The organism is Massilia sp. (assembly GCF_031995545.1).
Taxonomy (GTDB): domain Bacteria; phylum Pseudomonadota; class Gammaproteobacteria; order Burkholderiales; family Burkholderiaceae_D; genus Telluria.
Map to the genome: position 1 here is coordinate 38,199 of NZ_DAMAGA010000003.1, position 23,781 is coordinate 61,979.

Annotated in this window: 29 protein-coding genes; 20 read left to right on the top strand and 9 right to left on the bottom strand. The window is 64.8% G+C overall.

The window, feature by feature from the left end; all coding sequences use genetic code 11:
• Positions 1-86: 86 nt before the first annotated feature.
• The gene (locus tag RTQ83_RS03635) at positions 87-1,763 is read left to right on the top strand and encodes a mechanosensitive ion channel family protein (RefSeq protein WP_312511295.1); all 1,677 of its coding nucleotides are present in this window, start codon (positions 87-89) and stop codon (positions 1,761-1,763) included.
• A 53-nt stretch (positions 1,764-1,816) separates the two neighbouring features.
• Here the strand turns inward: RTQ83_RS03635 and RTQ83_RS03640 are convergent, their stop codons facing one another.
• Positions 1,817-2,764: a LysR substrate-binding domain-containing protein gene (locus RTQ83_RS03640; RefSeq protein WP_312511297.1), complete on the bottom strand. Its 948-nt coding sequence runs from the start codon at positions 2,762-2,764 to the stop codon at positions 1,817-1,819.
• Between the two features lie 149 nt (positions 2,765-2,913).
• On the opposite strand from RTQ83_RS03640, the gene RTQ83_RS03645 reads away from it, so the two are divergent.
• Genes RTQ83_RS03645 through RTQ83_RS03655 form a run of 3 tightly spaced genes read left to right on the top strand, consistent with a single transcriptional unit; the run spans position 2,914 to position 5,769 of the window.
• Entirely contained in the window at positions 2,914-4,101 is a 1,188-nt protein-coding gene (locus RTQ83_RS03645; protein ID WP_312511298.1) for a PilT/PilU family type 4a pilus ATPase, read from the top strand.
• 21 nt (positions 4,102-4,122) lie between these two features.
• Positions 4,123-4,596, top strand: a complete 474-nt coding sequence (gene rfaE2 / locus RTQ83_RS03650; protein ID WP_312511300.1) for a D-glycero-beta-D-manno-heptose 1-phosphate adenylyltransferase — start codon at positions 4,123-4,125, stop codon at positions 4,594-4,596.
• A gap of 6 nt (positions 4,597-4,602) precedes the next feature.
• Positions 4,603-5,769 (top strand): SGNH/GDSL hydrolase family protein, encoded by a 1,167-nt coding sequence (locus tag RTQ83_RS03655; RefSeq protein WP_312511301.1) that lies wholly within the window; start codon positions 4,603-4,605, stop codon positions 5,767-5,769.
• A 24-nt stretch (positions 5,770-5,793) separates the two neighbouring features.
• On the opposite strand, the gene RTQ83_RS03660 is transcribed toward RTQ83_RS03655, so the two are convergent.
• A complete protein-coding gene (locus tag RTQ83_RS03660; RefSeq protein WP_312511302.1) occupies positions 5,794-6,582 on the bottom strand; it encodes a S8 family serine peptidase in 789 nt (262 codons plus the stop codon).
• Between the two features lie 223 nt (positions 6,583-6,805).
• On the bottom strand, positions 6,806-7,066 hold the full coding sequence (locus tag RTQ83_RS03665; RefSeq protein ID WP_312511303.1) for a hypothetical protein: 261 nt from the start codon (positions 7,064-7,066) through the stop codon (positions 6,806-6,808).
• A 99-nt stretch (positions 7,067-7,165) separates the two neighbouring features.
• Between RTQ83_RS03665 and RTQ83_RS03670 the strand changes: the two genes are divergently transcribed.
• Positions 7,166-8,404 (top strand): aminotransferase class V-fold PLP-dependent enzyme, encoded by a 1,239-nt coding sequence (locus RTQ83_RS03670; protein ID WP_312511304.1) that lies wholly within the window; start codon positions 7,166-7,168, stop codon positions 8,402-8,404.
• On the opposite strand, the gene trmL is transcribed toward RTQ83_RS03670, so the two are convergent.
• Positions 8,386-8,856 carry a tRNA (uridine(34)/cytosine(34)/5-carboxymethylaminomethyluridine(34)-2'-O)-methyltransferase TrmL gene (gene trmL, locus RTQ83_RS03675; protein WP_312511305.1) on the bottom strand — a complete coding sequence of 157 codons (471 nt, stop codon included), beginning with the start codon at positions 8,854-8,856 and terminating at the stop codon, positions 8,386-8,388. The genes RTQ83_RS03670 and trmL overlap by 19 nt on opposite strands.
• 22 nt (positions 8,857-8,878) lie before the next feature.
• Positions 8,879-9,637, bottom strand: a complete 759-nt coding sequence (locus RTQ83_RS03680; protein WP_312511306.1) for a ComF family protein — start codon at positions 9,635-9,637, stop codon at positions 8,879-8,881.
• Positions 9,638-9,701: 64 nt separating this feature from the next.
• Between RTQ83_RS03680 and RTQ83_RS03685 the strand changes: the two genes are divergently transcribed.
• The gene (locus RTQ83_RS03685) at positions 9,702-10,619 is read left to right on the top strand and encodes a methyltransferase domain-containing protein (RefSeq protein WP_312511307.1); all 918 of its coding nucleotides are present in this window, start codon (positions 9,702-9,704) and stop codon (positions 10,617-10,619) included.
• A gap of 63 nt (positions 10,620-10,682) precedes the next feature.
• Here RTQ83_RS03685 and RTQ83_RS03690 read toward each other — a convergent pair whose 3' ends face one another.
• On the bottom strand, positions 10,683-10,961 hold the full coding sequence (locus RTQ83_RS03690; protein WP_312511308.1) for a hypothetical protein: 279 nt from the start codon (positions 10,959-10,961) through the stop codon (positions 10,683-10,685).
• A 2-nt stretch (positions 10,962-10,963) separates the two neighbouring features.
• Here RTQ83_RS03690 and coxB point away from each other — a divergent pair, with 2 nt between their 5' ends.
• The 5 genes from coxB (at position 10,964) to RTQ83_RS03715 (ending at position 15,645) form a co-directional block, all read left to right on the top strand.
• Positions 10,964-12,151, top strand: a complete 1,188-nt coding sequence (gene coxB / locus RTQ83_RS03695) for a cytochrome c oxidase subunit II (RefSeq protein ID WP_312511309.1) — start codon at positions 10,964-10,966, stop codon at positions 12,149-12,151.
• A 40-nt stretch (positions 12,152-12,191) separates the two neighbouring features.
• Positions 12,192-13,793, top strand: a complete 1,602-nt coding sequence (gene ctaD, locus RTQ83_RS03700; protein ID WP_312511310.1) for a cytochrome c oxidase subunit I — start codon at positions 12,192-12,194, stop codon at positions 13,791-13,793.
• A gap of 124 nt (positions 13,794-13,917) precedes the next feature.
• Positions 13,918-14,505, top strand: coding sequence for a cytochrome c oxidase assembly protein (locus tag RTQ83_RS03705; RefSeq protein ID WP_312511312.1), 588 nt, complete (start codon positions 13,918-13,920; stop codon positions 14,503-14,505).
• Complete coding sequence (locus tag RTQ83_RS03710; protein ID WP_312511314.1) at positions 14,502-14,708, top strand: DUF2970 domain-containing protein; 207 nt, start codon at positions 14,502-14,504, stop codon at positions 14,706-14,708. The genes RTQ83_RS03705 and RTQ83_RS03710 overlap by 4 nt, the downstream gene beginning before the upstream one ends.
• A gap of 76 nt (positions 14,709-14,784) precedes the next feature.
• Positions 14,785-15,645: a cytochrome c oxidase subunit 3 gene (locus RTQ83_RS03715; RefSeq protein ID WP_312511316.1), complete on the top strand. Its 861-nt coding sequence runs from the start codon at positions 14,785-14,787 to the stop codon at positions 15,643-15,645.
• Positions 15,646-15,721: 76 nt separating this feature from the next.
• Here RTQ83_RS03715 and RTQ83_RS03720 read toward each other — a convergent pair whose 3' ends face one another.
• The gene (locus RTQ83_RS03720; protein ID WP_290420349.1) at positions 15,722-15,922 is read right to left on the bottom strand and encodes a twin transmembrane helix small protein; all 201 of its coding nucleotides are present in this window, start codon (positions 15,920-15,922) and stop codon (positions 15,722-15,724) included.
• Positions 15,923-15,955: 33 nt separating this feature from the next.
• Here RTQ83_RS03720 and RTQ83_RS03725 point away from each other — a divergent pair, with 33 nt between their 5' ends.
• The 7 genes from RTQ83_RS03725 (at position 15,956) to RTQ83_RS03755 (ending at position 21,635) form a co-directional block, all read left to right on the top strand.
• On the top strand, positions 15,956-16,681 hold the full coding sequence (locus RTQ83_RS03725) for an SURF1 family protein (RefSeq protein ID WP_312511318.1): 726 nt from the start codon (positions 15,956-15,958) through the stop codon (positions 16,679-16,681).
• A complete protein-coding gene (locus RTQ83_RS03730) occupies positions 16,659-17,267 on the top strand; it encodes an SCO family protein (protein WP_312511320.1) in 609 nt (202 codons plus the stop codon). The genes RTQ83_RS03725 and RTQ83_RS03730 overlap by 23 nt, the downstream gene beginning before the upstream one ends.
• A 96-nt stretch (positions 17,268-17,363) precedes the next feature.
• Positions 17,364-18,521 (top strand): COX15/CtaA family protein, encoded by a 1,158-nt coding sequence (locus RTQ83_RS03735; RefSeq protein WP_312511321.1) that lies wholly within the window; start codon positions 17,364-17,366, stop codon positions 18,519-18,521.
• The gene (gene cyoE, locus RTQ83_RS03740) at positions 18,518-19,411 is read left to right on the top strand and encodes a heme o synthase (protein WP_312511322.1); all 894 of its coding nucleotides are present in this window, start codon (positions 18,518-18,520) and stop codon (positions 19,409-19,411) included. The genes RTQ83_RS03735 and cyoE overlap by 4 nt, the downstream gene beginning before the upstream one ends.
• A gap of 1 nt (position 19,412) precedes the next feature.
• Positions 19,413-20,003: an SCO family protein gene (locus RTQ83_RS03745; protein ID WP_312511323.1), complete on the top strand. Its 591-nt coding sequence runs from the start codon at positions 19,413-19,415 to the stop codon at positions 20,001-20,003.
• A gap of 32 nt (positions 20,004-20,035) precedes the next feature.
• Entirely contained in the window at positions 20,036-21,118 is a 1,083-nt protein-coding gene (locus tag RTQ83_RS03750; protein WP_312511324.1) for an AI-2E family transporter, read from the top strand.
• A 52-nt stretch (positions 21,119-21,170) separates the two neighbouring features.
• Positions 21,171-21,635 (top strand): YaiI/YqxD family protein, encoded by a 465-nt coding sequence (locus RTQ83_RS03755; protein ID WP_312511325.1) that lies wholly within the window; start codon positions 21,171-21,173, stop codon positions 21,633-21,635.
• A 25-nt stretch (positions 21,636-21,660) separates the two neighbouring features.
• On the opposite strand, the gene RTQ83_RS03760 is transcribed toward RTQ83_RS03755, so the two are convergent.
• On the bottom strand, positions 21,661-22,002 hold the full coding sequence (locus tag RTQ83_RS03760; RefSeq protein ID WP_312511327.1) for a hypothetical protein: 342 nt from the start codon (positions 22,000-22,002) through the stop codon (positions 21,661-21,663).
• 79 nt (positions 22,003-22,081) lie between these two features.
• Here RTQ83_RS03760 and RTQ83_RS03765 point away from each other — a divergent pair, with 79 nt between their 5' ends.
• Together RTQ83_RS03765 and RTQ83_RS03770 are read left to right on the top strand one after the other, a co-directional pair.
• Positions 22,082-22,525: an RDD family protein gene (locus tag RTQ83_RS03765; protein WP_312511329.1), complete on the top strand. Its 444-nt coding sequence runs from the start codon at positions 22,082-22,084 to the stop codon at positions 22,523-22,525.
• Positions 22,522-23,280 (top strand): AAA family ATPase, encoded by a 759-nt coding sequence (locus tag RTQ83_RS03770; protein WP_312511331.1) that lies wholly within the window; start codon positions 22,522-22,524, stop codon positions 23,278-23,280. Before RTQ83_RS03765 ends, RTQ83_RS03770 begins: the two co-directional genes overlap by 4 nt.
• Positions 23,281-23,363: 83 nt before the next feature.
• Here the strand turns inward: RTQ83_RS03770 and RTQ83_RS03775 are convergent, their stop codons facing one another.
• A complete protein-coding gene (locus tag RTQ83_RS03775) occupies positions 23,364-23,720 on the bottom strand; it encodes a helix-turn-helix domain-containing protein (RefSeq protein ID WP_312511333.1) in 357 nt (118 codons plus the stop codon).
• Between the last annotated feature and the right edge of the window lie 61 nt (positions 23,721-23,781).

Below are 23,781 nucleotides of genomic sequence, written 5' to 3' on the forward strand. Positions count from 1 at the left end.
CACGCCGCGCCACCTTGCGCCGGCGTCCGCGACCTGCACCCAATCAGCGTAAGCCTTCGCGCTTCCTGCAAGTCAAAGGAGTCATTTTGAATAAAAACATTTCGATTAGACTGTTGATCCTGTTCCTGATAGCCCTGGCGATGCCAGTCGCCATGCCGGTCTTCGCCCAGGATGCGGCGGAGCCGGCCGCACCGGCAGTCCAGCCCGATCCGCTCGGCCGCGAAACGCCGCGCTCGATGGTCTCGAACCTGATCGAAGCGCTGGGGCGCCAGGACTTCGAGCGTGCCGCCGAATATTTCGATCTGCCGCCGGGACGCCAGCGGGTGACGCCGGCCGACCAGGCCCGCGCCTTCCAGAGCCTGCTCGACAACGGCGGTTCGCTCGCTCCCTTCGCCGGCCTGTCGAACGACGCCAGCGGCAAGATCGACGACGAATTGCCGGTCGAGAGCGAAAACGTCGGCTATTTCCGCGTGGCCGATCAGAAAGTACCGATTTTGCTCAACCGCAGCGAGGATGGCGACCACCAGGTGTGGCGCGTCTCGCGCGAGACGCTGGCCCAGATGGCGGCCGCGACCAAGCGCAACCCGGCCGCGCCGGAACCGGCGCAGGAGAACGAAGTGGTGGTGGCCGGCGCGCCGATCAAGGATTGGGGCCTGCTGCTGGGCCTGGCCGTGATGACCTTCGGCGGCCTGTGGATGCTGTCGGCGCTGGCGGTGGCCGGCATGCGCAAGCTGGTGCCCGATCCGGCCGCCAGCGGCGCCTACCGCTTCTGCGAAGCGGCCCTGCCGCCGCTGAGCCTGTTGATTGCGGTGTTCGTGTTCTACAACTGGGCCGAAACGCTGCCGGTCTCGATCGTGGCGCGCCAGACCCTGCTGCGCTACACCGGCATCGTGAGCGTGATCGCGGTGGTGTGGTTCGGCCTGCGCCTGGTCGATGCGGTGGCCGAGCTGGCGATCGCGCGCATGCAGCGCAGCGGGCGGCGCCAGATCGTGTCCGTCATCACGCTGCTGCGGCGCGGGGTCAAGATCCTGCTGCTGGTGTTTTCCGGCATCGGCATCCTGGATACCTTCGGCATCGACGTCACCACCGGGATCGCGGCACTGGGTATCGGCGGTATCGCGCTGGCCCTGGGCGCCCAGAAGACGGTGGAAAACCTGGTCGGCAGCGTCACCGTGATCGCCGACCGGCCGCTGCAGGTGGGCGACTTCATCAAGGTCGGCGACGTGGTCGGCACGGTGGAAGACGTCGGCATCCGCTCGACCCGTATCCGTACCGGCGAGCGCACCGTGGTGACGATTCCCAACGGCGACCTGTCGGCGCGCCAGATCGAGAACTTCGCGCCGCGCGACCGCTTCCTGTTCAATCCAGTCATCGCGATCGCGCCCGACACGCCGTCGGACAAGCTGAAGGAAGCGATCAGCATCGTGCAGGGCGTGATCGCCGGCGAAAAGAACATGGCCGAAGGCGGCCGCGCGCGCCTGGGCAGCATCAATGACCGCGCCTTCAATATCGAGGTGTTCTCGTATATCGACGTCAAGGAATTCGACACCCAGGTGATCATCCGCGAGAACCTGTACCTGACCATCTACGAGCGGCTGGAAGTGGCGGGCGTGCGCCTGGCGTTCCAGACCAGGACGGTACTGTTCTCGGACGACCAACTGGAGGTGATCGGCAAGCGTGCGGGCAGCGACGCCAGCAACGAAGCCGAAGAGAAGGAAGAAGAAGCGCCGCCGCAGGAAACCAGCCTGATCAAGCGCGCATGAAGGGGTAAAGCCCCGCCGCGTGACTGGTGCGGCGGGCTATTCGGGACGGCGGCTCAGGCCGCCGCTTCCAGCGCCACCATCTCGACGCCGGCCAGGTTGCATTCGCCCACCGCGCGAATGACGGCGTCGATCGCCGCGCGTCGCGTAAAACTCTTGCGCCAGGCGATCACCACGCGGCGCGACGGTGCCGGCGGCAGGAACGGGACGTAGGTCAGCAGACCGTTGGGGTCTTTCAGATCGGCCACCGAGGCGCGCGGCAGCACGGTCAGGCCGATGCCGCTGGCCACCATGTGGCGGATGGTTTCCAGCGACGAGCCCTCGAAGGTGCGCTGCATGCCGTTGCCGGCGGACGGCGCCGAGAAGCGCGCCATTTCCGGGCACACTTCCAGCACCTGGTCGCGGAAGCAGTGGCCGGCGCCGAGCAGCAGCATGGTTTCGCTTTTCAGGTCCTCGGCCGAGATTTCCTTGCGGCTGGCCCACGGGTGGTTCTTCGGCATCGCCACGATGAACGGCTCGTCGTACAGCGGCTGCACCGACATGCCGTGGTCCGGCAGCGGCAGCGCCATGATGGCGGCGTCCAGCTCGCCCTGGCGCAGCAGTTCCAGCAGCTTATGGGTGTAATTTTCTTGCAGCACCAGCGGCATCTGCGGCACGGTGTCGATCAGGTTCTTCACCAGCGGTGGCAGCAGGTACGGCCCGATGGTGTAGATCACGCCCAGGCGCAGCGGGCCGGCCAGCGGGTCCTTGTTCTGCTTGGCCAGTTCCTTGATCGCGGCGGTCTGTTCCAGCACCCGTTCGGCCTGGGCCACGATCTGGGCGCCCAGCGGCGTTACCGAGACCTCGGAGCCGCCGCGCTCGAACAGCGTCACGCCCAGCTCGTCCTCGAGCTTCTTGATCGCAACCGACAGGGTGGGTTGGGCCACGAAGCAGGCTTCGGCGGCGTGGCCGAAGTGTTTGGCGCGCGCAACGGCGACGATGTATTTCAGCTCGGTCAATGTCATATTTGCAGGTCTCCCTATTGGCTCGCGTGGGACGCCGCGCCCGTGTCGCAGGCGCCGGCTCCGGCCATGAAATAATATTTTAACGGGAATCTACACTATATAATTGCCCGGCAGGCAGAACGCCCCGCATCTTTTCAGAAAGGCCCCGCATGTCCACGACGTTCGGCCCGGCGGAAGCACAGGCCTATATCCACAAGCTGCTCACCGTCATGCACCACCAGGGCGGCTCGGATCTGTTCATCTCCGCCGACTTCCCACCCAGCATGAAACACCAGGGCAGCATGAAGCCGCTCAGCCAGCAGCGCCTGAGCGGCGAGGTGACGCGCGCGCTGGCGCTGTCGGTCATGAACGAGCGCCAGCGCGCCGAGTTCGAGGCCGAGATGGAATCGAACTTCGCGATATCCCTGCCGGGTGTGTGCCGCTTCCGCGTCAATGTGTTCGTGCAGCAGCAGAGCGTGGGCATGGTGGTGCGCACCATTGCGTCTGAAATCCCGAATTTCGAAAAGCTCGACCTGCCTGAAGTGCTGAAGGACGTGGTGATGACCAAGCGCGGCCTGGTGCTGGTGGTCGGCGGCACCGGTTCCGGCAAGTCGACCACGCTGGCGGCGATGATCGACTACCGCAACAGCAACTCGGCCGGCCACATCATCACGGTGGAAGACCCGGTCGAGTACGTGCACAAGAACAAGAACTGCCTGATCACGCACCGCGAGGTCGGCGTCGATACGCTGTCGTGGCACAACGCGCTGAAGAACACGCTGCGCCAGGCACCGGACGTGATCCTGATCGGCGAGATCCGCGACACCGAAACCATGGAGCACGCGATCGCGTTCGCCGAGACCGGCCACCTGTGCCTGTGCACACTGCACGCGAACAACGCCAACCAGACCATGGACCGGATCATCAACTTCTTCCCGGAAGAGCGGCGCAATCAGTTATTGATGGATCTGTCGTCGAACCTGCGCGCGATCGTCTCGCAGCGCCTGGTGCGCACCGAAGACGGGAAAGGCCGCAAGGCGGCGATCGAGATCCTGCTCAACACGCCGACCATCGGCGAGATGATTCTGAAAGGGAACTTCCAGAACATCAAGGAGATCATGCACAAGTCGCGCGAACTGGGCATGTGCACCTTCGACCAGGCCTTGTTCGAGTTGTACAACAAGGGCCTGATCGGGTACGACGAAGCGATCCGCAACGCCGACTCGGCCAACGGCCTGCGCCTGCAGATCAAGCTGTCGGGCGAGCGCAGGGAGCCGGGCCAGGGCGGCGCTGCACGGCCGGCCGAGCTGTCGATGGCGATCGAAGAAGAACCCGGCGACGAACCGCCGAAACATTGACCATTGCTTTAGCTATACCTTATGCCTCAATTCGAAAACAAGATCTGCACGCGCGCCGAGCTGGCTGCACGCATCGCCCAACTGCCCAAGCCGACCGTGCTGACCAACGGCGTGTTCGACATCCTGCATCGCGGCCACGTGACCTATCTGGCGCAGGCGCGCGAGCTGGGCGCTTCGCTGGTGGTGGCGGTGAATACCGACGCCTCGGTCAAGCGCCTGGGCAAGGGCGACGACCGCCCGCACAACACGCAGGCCGACCGCATGGCGGTGCTGGCTGCGCTGGAAGCGGTGAGCCTGGTGGTGGAATTCGACGAAGACACCGCGCTCGAGGTGGTGCAGGAAGGCCGTCCCGACATCTACGCCAAGGGCGGCGATTATGTGATGGACCAGATCCCGGAAGGCAAGGCGGTGCTGGCTTATGGCGGACGGGCGGTGGCGATCGACTTCGAGCATGATCGCTCGACGACGAAGCTGGTGGCCAAGATTCGCGGCTGAGCGACCGTGCTTACTTATTCCGTGTCACCCATCACGCCGGACCTGATCCACGGCGCCGTCGAACTCGAGCAGCTCGAGACTGGCATCCTGCCGCATCGCTTGCCGGCCTGGGCCCGCACGCAGTGCCGCGACGCCCAGCTGGCGATGGCGCAGTCGCAGCCATCCGGCGTGCGGGTAGTATTCACCACCGCCGCCAGCGTGGTCGAGCTGGTGACCATGCCGACCAAGCGCATCTACCGCGACATGCCGCCGCGGCCGGATGGCGTGTATGACCTGCTGGTCGATGGCCGCCTGCTGCAGCAGGCCAGTGCGCCCGGCGGCAAGGTGCTGGACATCGACATGGTCAGCGGCGCCGCCAGCATGCAGGCCGGCGTGGCGCAGACGCTGCGCTTTGCCGACCTGCCGCCGGGCGAGAAGACGGTCGAGATCTGGCTGCCGCACGACGAGACCACCGAGCTGGTGGCGCTGCATGCCGATGCTCCACTGGCTGCCTTGCCGGCTTCGGGCAAGCGCCGCTGGCTGCATCACGGCAGTTCGATCAGCCAGGGTTCGAATGCGATCCATCCGACCGGGATCTGGCCGGCGGTGGCGGCAGGCCGCGCGAACGTCGATCTGCTCAATCTGGGCTTCGGCGGCAATGCCCTGTTGGACCCGTTCACGGCGCGCACGATCCGCGACCTGCCGGCCGACCTGATCAGTCTCAAGATCGGCATCAACCTGGTCAATCTGGACCTGATGCGCCTGCGTGCGTTCGGTCCGGCGGTGCATGGCTTTCTCGACACGGTTCGGGAAGGGCATCCGGACACGCCGCTGCTGGTGGTCTCGCCGATTTATTGCTCGATCCACGAAACCGCGCCGGGGCCGACCATGTTCGACGGCAAGGCGTTGGCCCGTGGGCTGGTGCGCTTCCGGACCACCGGCACCGAAGCCGAAGTACGGCAGGGCAAGTTGACGCTGACGGTCATCCGGGAGCAGTTGAAGGCAATCGTGCAGGAACGGGCGCACAGCGATGGCAACATCCACCATCTCGACGGCACTGAACTGTACGGCGCCGAAGACAATGCGCGCCTGCCGCTGCCGGATGAATTGCATCCTGACGCCGAAGCGCACCGCCTGATCGGCGAGCGTTTCGGCGAGCTGGTGTTTGCCAAAGGCGTATTCGGCGCACGTTAAGGGGGATATCGCGCCGCGCTCCCGTCACGGCGCTCTGACCTGCCCATAGCCGACATGGATGCGTCCGTCTTCGAGCGGCAGCGCCGAGTTCACCAATTTGAACAACAGATCGCGGAAGTGCAACTCGCTTTCAGTTTCCTTGAGATGCTTCGCCCACAGCGCCGCCACGCCCGCGACGTGCGGTACTGCCATGCTGGTGCCGCTCATAGTCGTCAATCCTGCACCGCGTCGGGCCGAAACGATGTCAACGCCGGGAGCCACCAGGTCCGGGCCGGTGTTCGAAAACCGGGCGATCCGGTAGCCGCTGCCGCCTTGCGCCACGGCACCGACTTTCAGGATATGTTCCGAGGCAGCCGGCGGCGTCACATCGATCGTGTAAGCAGGACGCGCCGATTCATTGCCGGTGGCGGCAATCAGCAGCACATTACGCATATTCATGGACCTGGCCAGGGTGTCGAACAAGCCGACTGTTTCCTGATGTTGCTTGAGGGCTTGCGAGGTCCCGGCCACCAAGGGCATGTGCTGCTCCTGATGTAGCCTGGCTACCATTCCCGGAAAATCGATCCCGAGCGACATCGAGATGATGTGGGCGCCTTCGAACACGGCCCAGTCGATTGCTTCAGCCAGCGTCTGATTGGTATTGCCTCCGGCACCCATGACCTTGCCGATGATCAGACGCTCGATATCGGGTGCAACACCGACGCGCTCCAGCCCGCCGGCAGCGCCGCCGGCGATGATGGCGGCGCAGTGAGTGCCGTGTCCATGCGAATCATTGACGTCGTCCGGCGCGCCCGACGTGAAGTTGCGAACCACGATTCGCCCCGCATCAGCAAATGCATGAACGCCTCATGGCGCAGGTCGATACCGGTGTCGAGGACAGCGACGCGGATGCCGCGGCCTGTCGCCAGTGAGTTCAGCGCTCCGGCAGCCTGCAAACCCCAGGGCGGCGCACCGATGTTGCCGGCGATGTCGGCCGGCTCGGCGTTGGACAAGGGCTCGATCAGCCTGAGTGGCCCGTCGCCCGGCGCCACGTTGATCACCTGGGGTCATCGTAGGCATCCTGCAGTTCGTCCTGGTCGAGGTCTTCGATATTGGCTCGTAAATCGGCAACGTCACCTGCCGGCACGCTGCGGATATCTGGGCCGCGGCCATGGGTTTTCAGCGGGTTCCAGGCATCCCGGTCGCTGCCGGTTGCTGCTGTGCCCCTCAGAACGATATACCCCTTTTTCATCTCTGCCTCCGTTGTGAACGCAGCGGCCACGATCCATGCGGCGCTATGACGGGCCGACTTCAGCAAGACCGCATGGTTCCGATGAGTAAAGGCAGCGTTCGCCGGCGATGGTTATCCGGTAGTTACATTCGCCGATGCTAGAATCGGTTTCCTTCCGGAGAGCTCATGTCCTCACTTCCAGAACCTTTCGACGCGACGCCCGCTGCGGCCGACCTCACTCCCGAGTCCGAACGCTGGCGCGAGATCGCCACCCTGTATCCGCGTTCGCCGGACGAGGTGGTCAATCTCGAACACGGCTACTTCAGCCCGATGGCATTGCCGGTACAGGCGGCGTACGAAGACGCGGTCCGCTACACCAATGCCCACCTGAGTCCGTTCCTGCGCGGCGAGCGCGCCTACCGCGCGGCCGCGACGCTGGTCACGCGCCTGGCAGCGCTGATCAATGCCGAACCGCACGAAATCCTGCTCACGCGCAGCGCCAGCGAATCGATGCAGGTGCTGATCGGCCAGTACCGCGCCCTGCAGCCGGGCGATGCGGTGTTGTGGAGCAACCTGGACTATCCGGCGATGCGCTACGCGATGGCCTGGCTCGAAGGGCGGCGCGGCGTGCGGCCGGTGGAGCTGGACTTGAGCTTGCCGCTCGGGCGCGACGAACTCCTGGCGCGCTATGCGGCGGCGCTGCGCGACACGCCGGGACTGAAGCTGATGCTGCTGTCGCAGGTCTATCCGGCCAATGGCCAGATCGTGCCGGTGCGCGAGATCGTGGCGATGGCGCGCGAGCATGGCGTCGACGTGCTGGTCGACAGCGCGCATGCGCTCGGGCAGATCGAGGTGGACGTGCAGGCGCTGGGCGTCGATTTCGCCGGCTTCAACCTGCACAAGTGGATCGGCGCGCCGCCGGGACTGGGCTTTGCCTATATCCGCGCGTCGAAGCTGGAGCGCATCGAGCCGCATTTCGGCGACCGCGATTATCCGGAGCACGATATCCGCAGCCGCCTGCATGCGGGCATGCCGCCGATTTCCGCGATCATGGCCACGCCAACAGCGCTCGATTTTCATGAGCGCCTGGGCGGGGCGGCGGTGAAAGGCGCGCGCCTGGCCTGGCTGCGGCGCTACTGGACCGAGCGGGTGGCAGGGTTGCCTGGCTTACGGCTGCTGACGCCGCAGATTGACGCGGGCGCGCTGGCCGCCTTCACCATCGACGGCATGAGCGCGCGTGAGCTGCAGGCGGCGTTGCTGCAGCGCTTCGGCGTGTTCACGGTGGAGCGCTCGGTGGTGAGCGCGAGCGTGGTGCGCGCCACGGTGGCGATCACCACCGAGACGAGTGAACTCGACCGGCTGGTCGAAGGCCTGACCGTGCTGGCGCGCGAAGCCGCCAGAGGGCGTCAGGCACCGCCGGCGTAGCCGTTCTGGCGCCAGGCTTCGTAGACGACGACCGCCACCGTGTTCGACAGGTTCAGGCTGCGGTTGTCGGGTCGCATCGGCAGGCGGATGCGCTGGGCGGCGGGGAAGGTTTCGCGGAAAGCCGGCGCCAGGCCGCGCGACTCGGGGCCGAACACGAACACGTCGCCCGGCTTGAAGCTGCAGTCGGCGAACGGCGACGAGCCGTGGGTGGTCATGGCGAACATGCGCGTTGGATCGGGCTGGGTGTCGGCCAGGAAGGCGTCCCAGTCCTTGTGCACCTTCATGGTGGCGTAGTCGTGATAGTCCAGGCCGGCGCGCCGCATCTTGGCGTCGTCCAGCGGAAAGCCGAGCGGCTCGATCAGGTGCAGCTGGACGCCGGTGTTGGCGCACAGGCGGATCACGTTGCCGGTGTTCGGCGGGATTTCTGGTTCGACCAGGACGACGTGGAACAAATGCTTCTCCTTGCTTGATGTTTCATGCTGCATGCGGCGGGGTGCGCGCGAACACGATATTCGTCACGCGCACGGCGCCGGCGTCTTTCAATACGGTGGCGATTTCGTCGAGCGTGTGACCGCTCGACATGACGTCATCGACCACGCCCACATGGCGTCCGCGCACCGCGTCGTCATTGCCGACGCCGAACGCGCCGCGGATATTGTTGCGCCGCTCGCCCGGCGCCGCGCCGGACTGGGCCGCCGTCTCGCGCGTGCGCAGCAGCAGCCGCGGCGCCAGCGCCACGCCCATCGCGGCGGCCAGCGGGCGCGCCACCTCGAGTGCCTGATTGTAGCCGCGTTCGACCAGGCGGCGCGGCCCCAGCGGCACCGGGCACAGGACGTCGGGCAGGGCCGGCATGGCCGCCGCGAGGATGGCATCGCGCAGCACGCGCCCCATCCACGGCGCCAGCGCCAGCCCGGCACCGAATTTCAGCTGCAGCACCAGGCCGTCGAGCGGCGCCGCATAGTCGCAGCCGGCGACGGTGGCGTCGAACGCTGGCGCCTGCGCCAGGCAGCCGCCGCAGCGCCGCCCGGCATCCATGATTCCGAGCGGATTGGCGCAGCACGGGCAGCGCGTGCGCGCCTGCACATAGGCCGCTTCGCAGGCGGGGCACACGGCCTCGATGCTCGTGCCGCCGCAGCCTCCGCACAGCGCGCAGGTCGACGGCAGCAGGGCGTTCAGCAGCCTGGCCAGCTGCAGGTGCGGCCAGCGCTGCCAGGACGGTCGAGGGGGCTGCATCGGCTGGGTTTCCCACAAACGAGTACACTTGCCGGCATTATCTCATTTGACCGCTGAAGATTTCATGGCTTCTCCTCAATCCTCGTCCAAGCTGAGCGCGCCGATCGACCTGGCGCGCGTGCGCGAGCTGTTCGCGCGTCCCGAGCGCATCGCGCCGTCCGACTTCCTGCGCCGCGAAATCGCCGAACGCATGCACGAGCGATTGAGCCTGGTGAAGATCGTGCCCAAGCAGGTGCTCGATGCCGGCTGCGGTACCGGCGCCGACCTGGCGCTGCTGCAGAAGACCTATCCGGCGGCCCAGATCGTGGGCCTGGACGGCGCCGAGGCGATGACGCGTGCGGCTAAAGCGCCGGCGCCGTCGACCCGGTCGCTGAACCAGATGCTGAGCCGCTTCCTGCCGGCCAAGGCCGGCGTCGACATCGCCTGCGGCGACTTTGGCAACCTGCCGTTCAAGGCGAACTCGCTCGACCTGCTGTGGTCGAACCTGGCGCTGCACTGGCACCCGCAGCCGGACCGCGTGTTCGCCGAGTGGCGCCGCGTGCTGCGCACCGATGGCCTGCTGATGTTTTCCAGCTTCGGGCCGGACACCTTCACCGAGGTGCGCGCCGCCTTCGCCGAACTCGACCTGCACACGCACACGCTGCCCTTCGTCGACATGCACGACTTCGGCGACCAGCTGGTGGAGGCGGGCTTCTCGACGCCGGTAATGGACATGGAGCGCATCACCGTCACCTACGATACCGTAGCGGCACTGCTGGCAGACGTGCGCGCGCTCGGCGGCGATCCGCTCGACACCCGCCGCCGCGGGCTGATCGGACGCGCCGCGTGGCAGCGCATGCTCGATGCGCTGGAAGCCAAGCGCCGTCCCGACGGCAAGCTGGGTTTGACGTTCGAAGTCATTTACGGCCATGCCTTCCTGCCGGCGCCGCGCACCACGGCGGCGGGCGAATCGATCGTGCGTTTCCAGCCGCGCAAGCCGTGAACACCCAGCGTGCATGACCCATGTGTCGGCACGCCCGATTTTCCTTGAATAAAAATTAGTGCTTTAGATATAATCAATTGCCATTTTTATCGTCCGGCTCAAAACAACGCTGAAAAAAGCGGCAGGCCGGCACGAGGCAGTGTCATGAAGTGCAGCATCCGCAGAGTCGCCTGAATCCGGCAGCATCGTATTGCCGGGTGGGGCGAGATGGTTTTTGCCATGTCCGCCATGCAGTCGCTGACCTGGCAATCCCCCTGCGACAGGTTTCGGAGCGGCCACTGTGCGTTCTTGGAATTTCTGGCCGTTTAAAAATAGTTCTATTTTTAGGGTGGTTGGGGACATACATGACATATGCAACGCGACTTCAGGCCGTGCTGTCCGGCTGCGCCATCTTCGCCTCCACGGCCGCCTGGGCCGACCCGCAAATCACGGGCCGCCCGGTGCAGCACCAGCTCAATATGCAGACCCCGGTGACCGCCGTCGGCGCCGACATCTATTCGCTGCATAACTGGATGATGATCGTGTGCCTGGTGATCTTCGTCGGCGTGTTCGGCGTGATGTTCTACTCGGTCTTCAAGCACCGCAAGTCGCTCGGGCACAAGCCCGCCACCTTCCACGAATCCACCGCCGTCGAGATCGCCTGGACCATCGTCCCGTTCCTGATCGTGATCGGCATGGCGCTGCCGGCCACCAAGACCGTGGTGGCGCTGAAGGACACTTCCAACGCCGACCTCACCATCAAGGCCACCGGCATGCAGTGGAAGTGGGGCTACGATTACCTGAAAGGCGAGGGCGAAGGCATCTCCTTCCTGTCCAACCTGTCGACCCCGCGCAGCCAGATCGGCGAGCCGGGCGTGGCGCCGACCGAAGCGCGCGGTGAAAACTACCTGCTGGAAGTGGACAACGAGATGGTGGTCCCGGTCGGCAAGAAGATCCGCATGGTGTTCACTGCCAATGACGTGATCCACGCCTGGACCATCCCCGCCTTCGCCATCAAGCAGGATGCGATTCCGGGTTTCGTGCGCGACGGCTGGTTCAAGGCCGAGAAGGTCGGCGTGTACCGCGGCAACTGTGTCGAGCTGTGCGGCAAGGACCACGCCTTCATGCCGATCGTGGTGCGCGTGCTCTCTGCCGAAGACTATACCGCCTGGGTCGAGGGCAAGAAGAAGGAGATGGCGGCGCTGGCCGACGATCCGACCAAGACCTGGACCATCGACGAGCTCAAGACCCGTGGCGAAGCGGTGTATGCCGCCAACTGCGTGGCCTGCCACCAGGCCAACGGCAAGGGCGTGCCGGCCGCGTTCGCGGCACTGGACGGCTCGCAGGTGGTCAATGGCGAAAAGGGACACCAGATCGAGGTGCTGCTGAATGGCCAGAAAACCGGCAAGTTCCCGACCGAAATGCCGGCCTGGAAGCAGTTGTCGGATACCGAGATCGCCGCCGTGATCACGTACACCCGCAACACCTGGTCGAACAAGGCTGCGGAAAATATCGTCCAACCGGCCGAGGTTCTGGCTGCACGCAAACAATAACGCTGTAACGAAGCTGTAGGTTCGCACCGGGGATACTGACATGACTACCAGCACGCTCGACCACGCTCACGAACACGACCACGCGCATGACCACGCGCACGACCACCCGCACGGCTGGCGGCGCTGGTTGTTCGCCACCAACCACAAGGACATCGGCACGCTGTACCTGTGGTTCTCGTTCATCATGCTGCTCTCGGGCGGGGTGCTGGCGCTGATGATCCGCACCGAGCTGTTCCAGCCCGGCCTGCAGTTCTTCCGTCCCGAATTTTTCAACCAGCTCACCACCATGCATGGCCTGGTGATGGTGTTCGGCGCGATCATGCCGGCCTTCGTCGGTTTCGCCAACTGGATGCTGCCGCTGCAGGTGGGCGCCTCCGACATGGCGTTCGCGCGCATGAACAACTTCTCGTTCTGGCTGCTGCCACCGGCCGCGATCCTGCTGGCCGGCTCGTTCCTGGTGCCGGGCGGCGCCACCGCCGCTGGCTGGACGCTGTACGCGCCGCTGTCGACGCAGATGGGCATCGGCATGGACATGGCGATCTTCGCAATGCACATCATGGGCGCCTCGTCGATCATGGGCTCGATCAACATCATCGTCACCATCCTCAATATGCGCGCGCCCGGTATGACGCTGATGAAGATGCCGATGTTCTGCTGGACCTGGCTGATCACGGCCTACCTCCTGATCGCGGTGATGCCGGTGCTGGCCGGGGCCATCACCATGACCCTGACCGACCGCCACTTCGGCACCTCGTTCTTCAACGCTGCCGGCGGCGGCGATCCGGTCATGTACCAGCACATCTTCTGGTTCTTCGGGCACCCCGAGGTCTACATCATGATCCTGCCGGCGTTCGGCATCGTCTCGCAGATCATTCCGGCCTTTGCGCGCAAACCACTGTTCGGCTATGCCTCGATGGTGTATGCCACCGCCTCGATCGCGATCCTGTCGTTCATCGTCTGGGCCCACCACATGTTCACCACCGGCATGCCGGTGACGTCACAACTGTTCTTCATGTACGCCACCATGCTGATCGCGGTGCCGACCGGCGTGAAGGTGTTCAACTGGGTCGCCACCATGTGGAAGGGTTCGATGACCTTCGAGACGCCGATGCTGTTCGCGGTCGGCTTCATCTTCGTGTTCACCATGGGCGGCTTCACCGGCCTGATCCTGGCGGTGACGCCGATCGACATCCAGGTGCACGACACCTATTACGTGGTGGCGCACTTCCACTACGTGCTGGTGGCCGGTTCGCTGTTCGCGCTGTTCGCGGGCTTCTATTACTGGGCGCCGAAGTGGACCGGGCACATGTATCCCGAAGGGCGCGGCAAGATGCACTTCTGGCTGTCGCTGATTTCCTTCAACATCACTTTCTTCCCGATGCACTTCCTGGGCCTGGCCGGCATGCCGCGCCGCTATGCCGACTACGCCACCCAGTTCACCGACTTCAACATGATCGTGTCGATCGGTGCCTTCGGTTTCGGTCTGTCGCAGGTGTACTTCCTGTTCGCGGTGGTGCTGCCGACCATCCGCGGCGGCGCGCCGGCGCTGCCGAAGCCGTGGGAGGGCGCGGAAGGCCTGGAGTGGACCGTGCCGAGCCCGGCGCCGTTCCACACCTTCGAGCATCCGCCGCTGGTGAAATGACGGGGGTATGATGAATTCGTCGCGCAAACCGAACAACCTGAAGACCGCGCTGCTGCTGGGCGGGCTGGCGCTGTTCTTTTTCATCAGCGTGTTCGTCAAGTTCCTCTGGCTTAGCTGATCCACGATGACCACCAACGCGCCCAACGGCAAGCTGCTGCGCCTGAACCGCCGCACCCTCGGCAAGCTGGTGGTGGTAGCGGTGGCCATGTTCGGCTTCGGTTACGCGCTGGTGCCGGTGTACCGCCAGATCTGCGAGGTGCTGGGCATCAATGTGCTGACCCAGAAGGGCGAATTCGTGGCGGCGCCGGTCAATTCGCAGGTGGATACCTCGCGCACCATCACGGTCGAGCTGGACGGCAATGCGCAGGGCCCGTGGCGCTTCCGCCCGACCACGCGCAGCATCGACGTGCATCCGGGCGAGCTGGCGACCGTGATGTATGAGGTGGTCAATACGCAGGGCAGGGCGGTCAAGGCGCAGGCGATTCCGAGTTATGCGCCGCAGTCGGCCACGCCGCATTTCATGAAGGTGGAGTGCTTCTGCTTCCGCGAGCAAACGCTGCAGGCCAATGAAGCGCGCCAGATGCCGGTGGTGTTCTTCATCGATCCGAAGCTGCCGCGCGAGGTGAAGAACATCACCTTGTCGTACACCTTCTTCGAGATCGGCGGGGCGTTCAAGGCGTCGGCGACGCCGGCGGATGGCAAGAACGGATGATCGACAAGCCGCATCAGCGCAAGGGCAGTTTCCTGGCCACGATGAAGGCGGTGTTGTGGTCGTTCTTCGGGGTGCGCAAGCGCAAGGATTACGAGAGCGATGCGGCCAATCTGAATCCGGTGCACGTGATCGTCGCGGCGCTGATCGGGGTAGTGATCTTCATCGGACTGCTGATGGTGGCAGTGCGATTCGCGGTTTCATAGTTTCATCAGAACGTCGTAATCGAGCAGGATTTTTCTTCGACAGCAGCATGCCTAAGAACCCAGCAAGGAGACAAGGATGAGTTCGCCACAAACCGCCGCCCCGTACTACTTCGTGCCCGGCCCGTCGCGCTGGCCGCTGTGCGCCGGCATCTCGATGCTGGTCACCATGACCGGCGCCTCCGGCTGGGTCAACGGCATGTCGTGGGCGCCCGCCGTCTGCCTGGCCGGCATCGCCGCCATGCTGATCGTGCTGTACTTCTGGTTCGGCGAGGCGATCCGTGAATCCGAATCGGGCCTGTACAGCAAGCGCATCGACGTCGCCTACCGCTGGTCGATGAGCTGGTTCATCTTCTCCGAAGTGATGTTCTTCGGCGCCTTCTTCGGCGCGCTGTTCTATGCGCGCGCGGTGTCGATGCCGTGGCTGGCCGATCTCGATCACAAGATCCTGTGGCCCGACTTCGCCGCGCACTGGGGTAATACCGGCCCGGCGGGCGTGGTCGATCACTTCAACATCATGGGGCCGTTCCCGATCCCGACCATCAACACCGCCCTGCTGCTGACCTCGGGCGTGACGCTGACCATCGCCCACCACGCGCTGCGCGCCGGGCACCGCCACAAGACCGCGGTGTGGCTGGCTGCGACCATCCTGCTCGGCGCGGTGTTCATGGGCTTCCAGGTCTATGAGTACATGCACGCCTACCAGGACCTGAACCTGAAGCTGACTTCGGGCATCTACGGTTCGACGTTCTTCATGCTGACCGGGTTCCACGGCTTCCACGTGACCATGGGCGCGATCATGCTGGCCGTGATCCTGTATCGCGTGATGAAGGGGCACTTTACGCCGGATAATCACTTCGGTTTCGAAGGGGCGGCGTGGTATTGGCACTTCGTGGACGTGGTGTGGCTGGGCTTGTACGTGGTGGTGTACTGGTTGTGAATGTGTAGGGTTGGCCTAGGCGGCCCCGCGCTCCGCCGCCGACGCGTTCAACCACCGGATGAATGAACCCCGACCTTCAACGCAACCCGGTCGGCGCAATCCACCCCATCTGATACGCCGCCAGCAAACACAAAAACAACGCGATCGACAACCCGACCCGCATCGCCAGCGCATGCACGGTGCGATTGGTTCGCCCCTTGTCACGCATCAGGAAAAACAACGCCGAACCCAGGCTGGCCAGGATCAGAATGAACGCAATGGCAACGAAGATTTTCATGGACGGCCCGCGAAAGGTTGAGGCTTCATTGTAATGCGGTTCGCCCCCCGTTTTCGCCCCATTCCCTTCATCGCGGCGCTGATCGTCGCCATCATCGGCATCCTGCTCGGCAACTGGCAGCAGGACCGGGCCGCCTACAAGACCGAACTGCAGGCGCAGCAATTGCAGCGCGGCGCCGAGCCGCCGCTCGATCTCGGCCCGGCCATCGCCTCGGCCGACGAACTGGCGTTTCGCCGCGTACGCCTGCGTGGCCGATTCGTCAGTGAGTGGCCGATCTTCCTGGCCAACCGCCCGATGGGTACCCAGTCCGGGTTTTATCTCGCAATGCCGTTTAAAATAGCGGGTTCGGACATGCATGTGCTGGTGCTGCGCGGCTGGTTGCCGCGCCAGGCCGAATTCGGCAAGCTGCCGCCGTTCGCCACGCCCGCCGGCGAGCTCCTGGTCGAAGGCCAGGTGGTGGCCTCGAGCGGACGCGTAATGGAGCTGGGCGAGGGCCCGCCGCTGGCGCCCGGCGCCCAGGTCCAGAACCTGACGCCGCAGGACCTGGCACGCGCCAGCGGATTACGGCTGCAGCCGTTCCTGGTGCAGCAGACGGCGCCGGCGACGCAGGACGACCGCCTGGCGCGCGACTGGCCGGCGCCTGACGCCGGCATCGACAAGCATCGCGGCTACGCCTTCCAGTGGTATGCGCTGGCGGCGCTGGCCGTCCTCTTTTATGTGATAACGGGATTTCGACGTGGATCAGGAAAAACAGATTGACCCCAAGACCGCGCAACGCCGCGGCCGCCGCAAGCTGCTGCTGATACTGGCCGTGTGCGCCACGCCATTGCTTGCTTCCTATTTCACCTACTACGTCGCCAAGCCGGTCGAGCGCAACAACTACGGCACCATCCTCGATCCGCGCCAGTATCCGATCCCCGAGATGGCCACCACCACCCTCGACGGCAAGCCGCGCACGCTGCACGACCTGAAAGGCAAGTGGATCATGCTGCGCACCGGCAGCGGCCAGTGCGACGAGGAGTGCCAGCGCCAGCTGTACGCGATGCGCCAGTGGCGCACCATGCAGGGCAAGAACATGGAGCGCATGGAGCGCGTCTGGCTGATCACCGACGACAAGCCGATCGACACCGTCGTCATGCGCGAATACGACGGCACCGAGATGCTGCGCGCGCCGGCTGCAACGGTGGCAAAATGGCTGCCGGCAGAGCCCGACACCAAGCCGGGCGACCATGTCTACATGATCGACCCGCTTGGCAACCTCATGATGCGCTTCCCGAAACAGCCGTTCCCTGGCAAGGTCTACAAGGACATTGTCAAACTGCTCAAGGCGTCGTCGATCGGCTAAGCCGCGCCGACTACCGCGCCGGCCGCACATCGCCTCCAATCGGCGCGCGGGTGGAATCGTCCACCGGCGCACCAGTCAACCTGAGTCGCAAACCGCATGGATCTGTCTTCACTGCTTCACCTCGGCCTGATGGGCCTGCTGGTGGCCAGCTTGCCGCTGGCCATGGTCTGGATGTCCACCAGCGTCAACAAATACCGCAAGCTGGTCTGGATCATGGTGTTCCTGACCTTCGACCTGATCGTGTTCGGCGGCTTCACGCGCCTGACGGATTCCGGCCTGGGCTGCCCGGACTGGCCGGGCTGCTACGGCGAAGCCAACCCGTTCCTGGCGCACACCGAGATCGCCGCCGCCGAGGCCGCCATGCCGACCGGCCCGGTGACCGTCGTAAAAGCCTGGATCGAGATGATCCACCGCTACCTGGCGATGGGCATCGGCGCCCTGATCATGGCGCTGCTGTTCACCTCGATCATCCAGTACCGCCGCACCCGCAACATCGCCTATAAACCGGCGATGCCGCTGGCGCTGTTCGTGTTCGTGCTGATCCAGGGCGCGTTCGGCGCCTGGACCGTCACTCTCAAACTGCAGCCGGCGATCGTCACCGGCCACCTGCTGCTGGGCATGACGCTGCTGGCGATGCTGGCCTGGATGGGCGGGCGCGAAGACTTCCTGATGCATCCGCCGACGCCGCCACGCGGCGAAGCATTGCTGCGCCGCCTGCGCGGCCTGCGCCTGCTGGCATTGCTGGGCGCGGTCGCGCTCACCGTCCAGATCGCACTGGGCGGGTGGGTGAGCACCAACTACGCGACCATGGCCTGCGACACCTTCCCGCTGTGCCAGGGCCAGATCGTGCCGGAACTCGACTTCGAGCACGGCTTCCACCTGTGGCGCGAACTGGGCAAGACCGCCGCCGGCCACTACCTGCCGTTCTCGGCGCTGGTGGCGATCCACTGGGTACACCGCGCCTTTGCCCTGGTGCTGGTGATCGTGCTCGGTCTGGCGGTGTGGCGCGCATGGAATATTCCGGGACTGGGCCCGACCGCACGCAAGCTCGCCTTGGTGCTGGGCGTGCAGCTGTTCACCGGCATCGCCACCGTGTACTTCGACTTCCCGCTGGCGATCGCCGTGATGCATAACGCCGGGGCTGCCCTGCTTGTCCTGTTGGTGACCATGTTAAACTACCGGGTGAAGTTCCAACTCGACGTGGCCGGCGCCGCCCCAGCGCAACAATTCGCCACGCCAGCAAGCACCCAATGACGACCCAGACAGCCATCCACAAGCCTCCGAGCCGGTTCTCGCAATACTGGACCCTGACCAAGCCGCGCGTGACGCAGCTGGCGGTGTTCTGCGCCGTGATCGGGATGTTCCTCGCCACCGACGGTTTCCCCGGCTGGCAGACCCTGATCGCCGGTACGGTCGGCATCTGGCTGCTCGCCGGCGCCGCCTTTGCGGTCAATTGCCTGGTCGAGGCGGAGGTCGATGCGCGCATGGCGCGTACCGCCCGCCGCGCCACCGCATCCGGTGAACTCAGCTTTACGCAGACGGCACTGTTCTCGCTCGTGATCGGCGGCCTCGGCATGTACGTCTTGTACACGTTGGTCAATCCGCTCACCATGTGGCTGACCTTCATCACCTTCGTCGGCTATGCCTTCATCTATACGATGTTGCTAAAGCCCAACACGTCGCAGAACATCGTGATCGGCGGCCTGTCGGGCGCGATGCCGCCGGCGCTGGGCTGGGCCGCGGTGGCGGGCGAGGTGCCGATGGAAGCCTGGCTGCTGGTGCTGATCATTTTCATGTGGACCCCGCCGCACTTCTGGGTGCTGGCGATGTACCGCCGCGAAGACTACGCGGCATCGGGCCTGCCGATGCTGCCGATCACGCACGGCATGAAGTACACCGGCCTGCAGGTCTGGCTGTACACCATCGGCCTGGCCGCCACCACGCTGCTGCCGTTCGCGGTCGGCATGAGCGGCCTGATCTACCTGGCGGCGGCGATTCCGCTCAACGCGATCTTCCTGCGCCACTCGTGGCGGGTGCACCGCAACTACAGCGACCTGGCGGCGCGCAAGACCTTCACCTGGTCGATCGTGTACCTGTCGCTGCTGTTCGCGGCCCTGCTGGTCGACCACTACTTCAAGTTCTGACATGAAAAAACTGATGACCGTGGCGCTGGTCGCCGCACTGGCCGTATTCGGCGCCGGCTGCGACAAGCTGAAGGACAAGCCGCCTGCCTTCCACAACACCGACGTCACCGGCGTCGACTATGCCAAGGGTTTTACCCTGACCGATCACACCGGCAAGCAGCGCACGCTGCAGGACTTCCGCGGCAAGCTGGTGGTGATGTTCTTCGGCTATACCCAATGCCCCGACGTGTGCCCGACCACGATGTCCGAAATGGCCGCCGTGATGAAGGAACTGGGCCCGTCGGCCGACGACGTGCAGGTGCTGTTCGTCACCGTCGACCCCGAGCGCGATACCCAGGAACTGCTGTCGCACTATGTGCCGGCCTTCGACAAGCGCTTTATCGGCCTGTATGGCAATGCCGAGCAGACCGCCAAGGTGGCCAAGGAATTCAAGGTGTTCTACGCCAAGCAGCCGGGCGCCGACCCGGGCAGCTACACGGTGGACCACACCGCGGGCAGCTTCGTGTTCGACCGCCAGGGCCAATTGCGCCTGTTCATTCGCCATAACCAGGGCCCGGCCATCATCGCCCACGACCTGCGCCAACTGCTATGATGATGCTGTAAACATCATCTTTGCAGGACGGCATGGAACAACGACCCGGCAGGAACTACACCCGTATCGCCATTGTCGTCCTGCTCACGCTGGGCTGTCTCTACGTCCTGCGTCCCTTCCTGCCGGCGATCCTGTTCGCCGCCGCCGTCGCGATCTCCACCTGGCCGCTGTACCTGCGCCTGCTGAACAGCATGCGCGGCCAGCGCACGATCGCGGCGCTGACCATGACCCTCACGCTGACGCTGCTGTTCATCATTCCGCTGTCGATGGTGGCCTGGAACCTGGCCGACGACGTCGCGCGCGGTTTCAGCGAACTGCGCGTGATGATCGAGCACCGCGAGCTGGCGACCCCGACCTGGATCCGCGAGATCCCGCTGGTCGGTCCCACGATCGAAACCTATCTGCAAGACCTGATCGCCAGCCGCGAGCAGATGCTGGCCCTGGCCCAGCGCATGCTGGAACCGGCGCGCCACTGGCTGGTGGCGGGTGGCATCATGCTCGGCACCGGCGTCGTCCAGATGAGCCTGGCCGCTTTCGTCAGTTTCTTCCTGTACCGCGACGGCAATGCGCTGCTGGCGGTGATCGCGGTGACCATGCGCAAGGTGATGGGCGAGGGCGCCGAATCGATTCAATTGACCGTCAGCCAGACCGTGCGCGGCGTGATGTACGGCCTGCTCGGCACCGCGCTGGCGCAGGCGCTGGTGGCGGCAATCGGCTTCTTCATTGCCGGCGTGCCGGCGGTGCCGCTGCTGTCGGTGCTGGTGTTCCTGACTTCGCTGATCCCGCTCGGGCCGCCCCTGGTGTGGGGCGGCGCGGCGCTGTGGCTGTTCGCGCATGGCGAGACCGGCTGGTCGATCTTCATGGTGATCTGGGGCACGGTATTGATCAGTGGCGTCGACAACGTGGTGCGCCCGATGCTGATCAGCCGCGGCAGCAGCCTGCCGTTTTTACTGACGCTGCTCGGTGTGCTGGGCGGCGTGATCGCCTTCGGTTTTGTCGGCATGTTCATCGGGCCGACGCTGCTGGCGGTGGGCTATTCCCTGATGAGCGAATGGACCGGCACGCGCGACCCGATCGTGCGCCATGACGAAGAGGCGGAACAGGCCGTCAGGTAAGTGCCGCTGCACGTACAATTGCCGTTCCTGCACCACTCAACGAACTTAAACCATGCACATCTGGGTCGACGCCGACGCCTGTCCCGCCGTCATCAAGGACATCCTGTTCCGGGTGGCCGATCGCCTGCAACTGAACGTCACGCTGGTGGCCAATCAATTGATCCGCGTGCCCGGCTCGCGCTTCATCCGCGCGCTGCAGGTACCGGCCGGGGCCGATGCGGCCGATGCCGAGATCGTCGAACGGGTCAGTCCGGGCGACATCGTCGTCACCGGTGACATTCCACTGGCATCACTGGTGCTGGAGAAGGGCGGCCTGCCGCTCAATCCACGCGGCGACTGGTACACCAAGGACACCATCGCCCAGCAGTTGACGATGCGCGCCTTCATGGAAGAACTGCGCGGCAGCGGCGTCGATACCGGCGGCCCGCCCGCCTTCAGCCAGGCCGACCGCCAGAACTTCGCCAACGCGCTCGACCGCCAGCTGGCGCGTGCCAGGAGCCAGCCGGGCACGCCCTAGCCGAACATGCGCTAGCGGCGCAAGCTCAGCAGGCGCCGAGCTTCCACACCAGCGGCTTGCGCTCCTTTTCCAGCATCTCCACCTGCACCGCGCCGGAGGCCGCGCGCACGATCGTGACGGTACGATGGAAGTACACGTACTTCGCGCCGGCGCTGCTGCTGCCCGTGCTGCGCGTGACCTCGGCCCGATCGGGCTGCAGGCGCAGGGCGCGCAGGATCGCGGCGTCGTCCATCGCGCTCGACAGGCGCACGTGGCGGGTGCGGTCGTCGCCATTGGCTTCGGGATCGCGCCGCTCGCAGGCGTGCGCGAGCGTGGCGCAGCACAGTGTGGCAAGGCACAGCAGCAGGGGAGCGAGTGTTTTGTTCATGGTGCGATGATCTGGAATCCGGACTGCCATGCTATCGTGTGTTTTGCTGACCCGCAATTTGAACCCGAGGAGAACGTGCATGAGCCTGGATGCTGACACCGAATACGTGGGCTTCTGGGCACGCGTCAGCGCCGCACTGCTCGACACCATCCTGCTGCTGGTGGTTTCCGCGTTGCTGCTGTGGGTGATCTATGCGCTCAGCGACTGGGAGCAGCGCGCCCATGCCGCCTACTGGGTCGAATTCGCCATCGGCTATGTACTGCCGGTGGTGGCGGTCATGGCGCTGTGGATGCTGTTTGCCAGCACGCCCGGCAAGATGGGCATCGACGCCGTCATTGTCGACGCCCGTACCGGCGGCAAGCCGAGCACCTTGCAGTTCGTGATCCGCTACCTCGGCTATTTCGTCTCCACCATCCCGCTCGGCCTGGGCCTGATCTGGGTCGGCATCGATCCGCGCAAGCAGGGCTGGCACGACAAGCTGGCGCGCACCGTAGTGATCCGCAGGAAAAGGACGCGTCCATGATCTCGACCCAGTTCGTCTCGCAACTGCAGCTGCGCGTGAGCGAGGTACCGTCGTTCGACGACTATCCCTTTTCGCTGCCCGCGATCCGCGGCCTGGACACGCTCAAGCTGCACCCGAAGGTGACCTTCCTGGTGGGCGAGAACGGCACCGGCAAGTCAACGCTGCTGGAGGCGATCGCGGTGGCCTTCGGCTTCAATCCCGAAGGCGGCAGCATGAACTTCGGCTTTTCCACGCGCCGCTCGCATTCGGAGCTGCACCGCTACATCCGGCTCGGCAAGAGCTACCGCCGCCCGAAGGACGGTTTCTTCCTGCGCGCCGAAAGCTTTTTCAACCTCGCCACCGAGATCGAGCAGCTGGACAGCGAGCCGTTAGGCGGCCCACGCATCATCGCTTCCTACGGCGGCCGCTCGCTGCACGAGCAGTCGCACGGCGAATCGTTCCTGGCGCTGCTGATGGAGCGCTTCGGCGGCAACGGTTTTTATGTTCTCGACGAACCGGAAGCGGCCCTGTCGCCGCAACGCCAGCTGGCGGCGCTGCGCCGCATCCATGAGCTGGCGCAGGCCGGCTCGCAATTCGTGATCGCGACCCATTCGCCGATCCTGATGGCGTATCCGGATGCCTGGCTGTACAACTGCAGCGCGCACGGCGTGCAATTGAGCACGGCACAAGAGACCGAACACTTTCAGGTGATGCGCGACTTCGTGGTCAATCCCAAACGCATGCTGGATGTGATCCTGTCCGACGACGACGCTTAGTCGTCAGCGGAGATTTCGGATCATACATACCTTTTGGTAAGTATAGACTCCGATGCGGCCCTTGTCCCGGTCGCGTGCTGCGGCTAGGCGGTCCGAATGGCACGCGCGGAAGCGATCGCGCCGATCTCTGCCATGTTCTCGGAACCCCATGCACACACCGGCTGCAGCGTCCCGGCGAGGCCTTTGCCGAATGCTGTCAGGGCATACTCGACATGCGGCGGCACGGTGCGAAAATCGATGCGCCGCACCAGGCCGTCAGCGACCATCTCCTTGAGCTGCTGGCTCAGCATCTTTTCGCTGACATTGCCGACCAGTCTTCTCAGCTCGCTGAAACGCAGCTGCTCGCCATGGATCAGGTGATAGACGATCAGCAGTTTCCACTTGGCGCCGACCAGGTCCAGCACGGCTTCCATGCCGCAGTTGAAGGGAGCTTCTTTCATCCGGCCATCTCCAATTTTTACACTTACAAAAAAGTACGTACTGGTGTAAATCCTATCACAG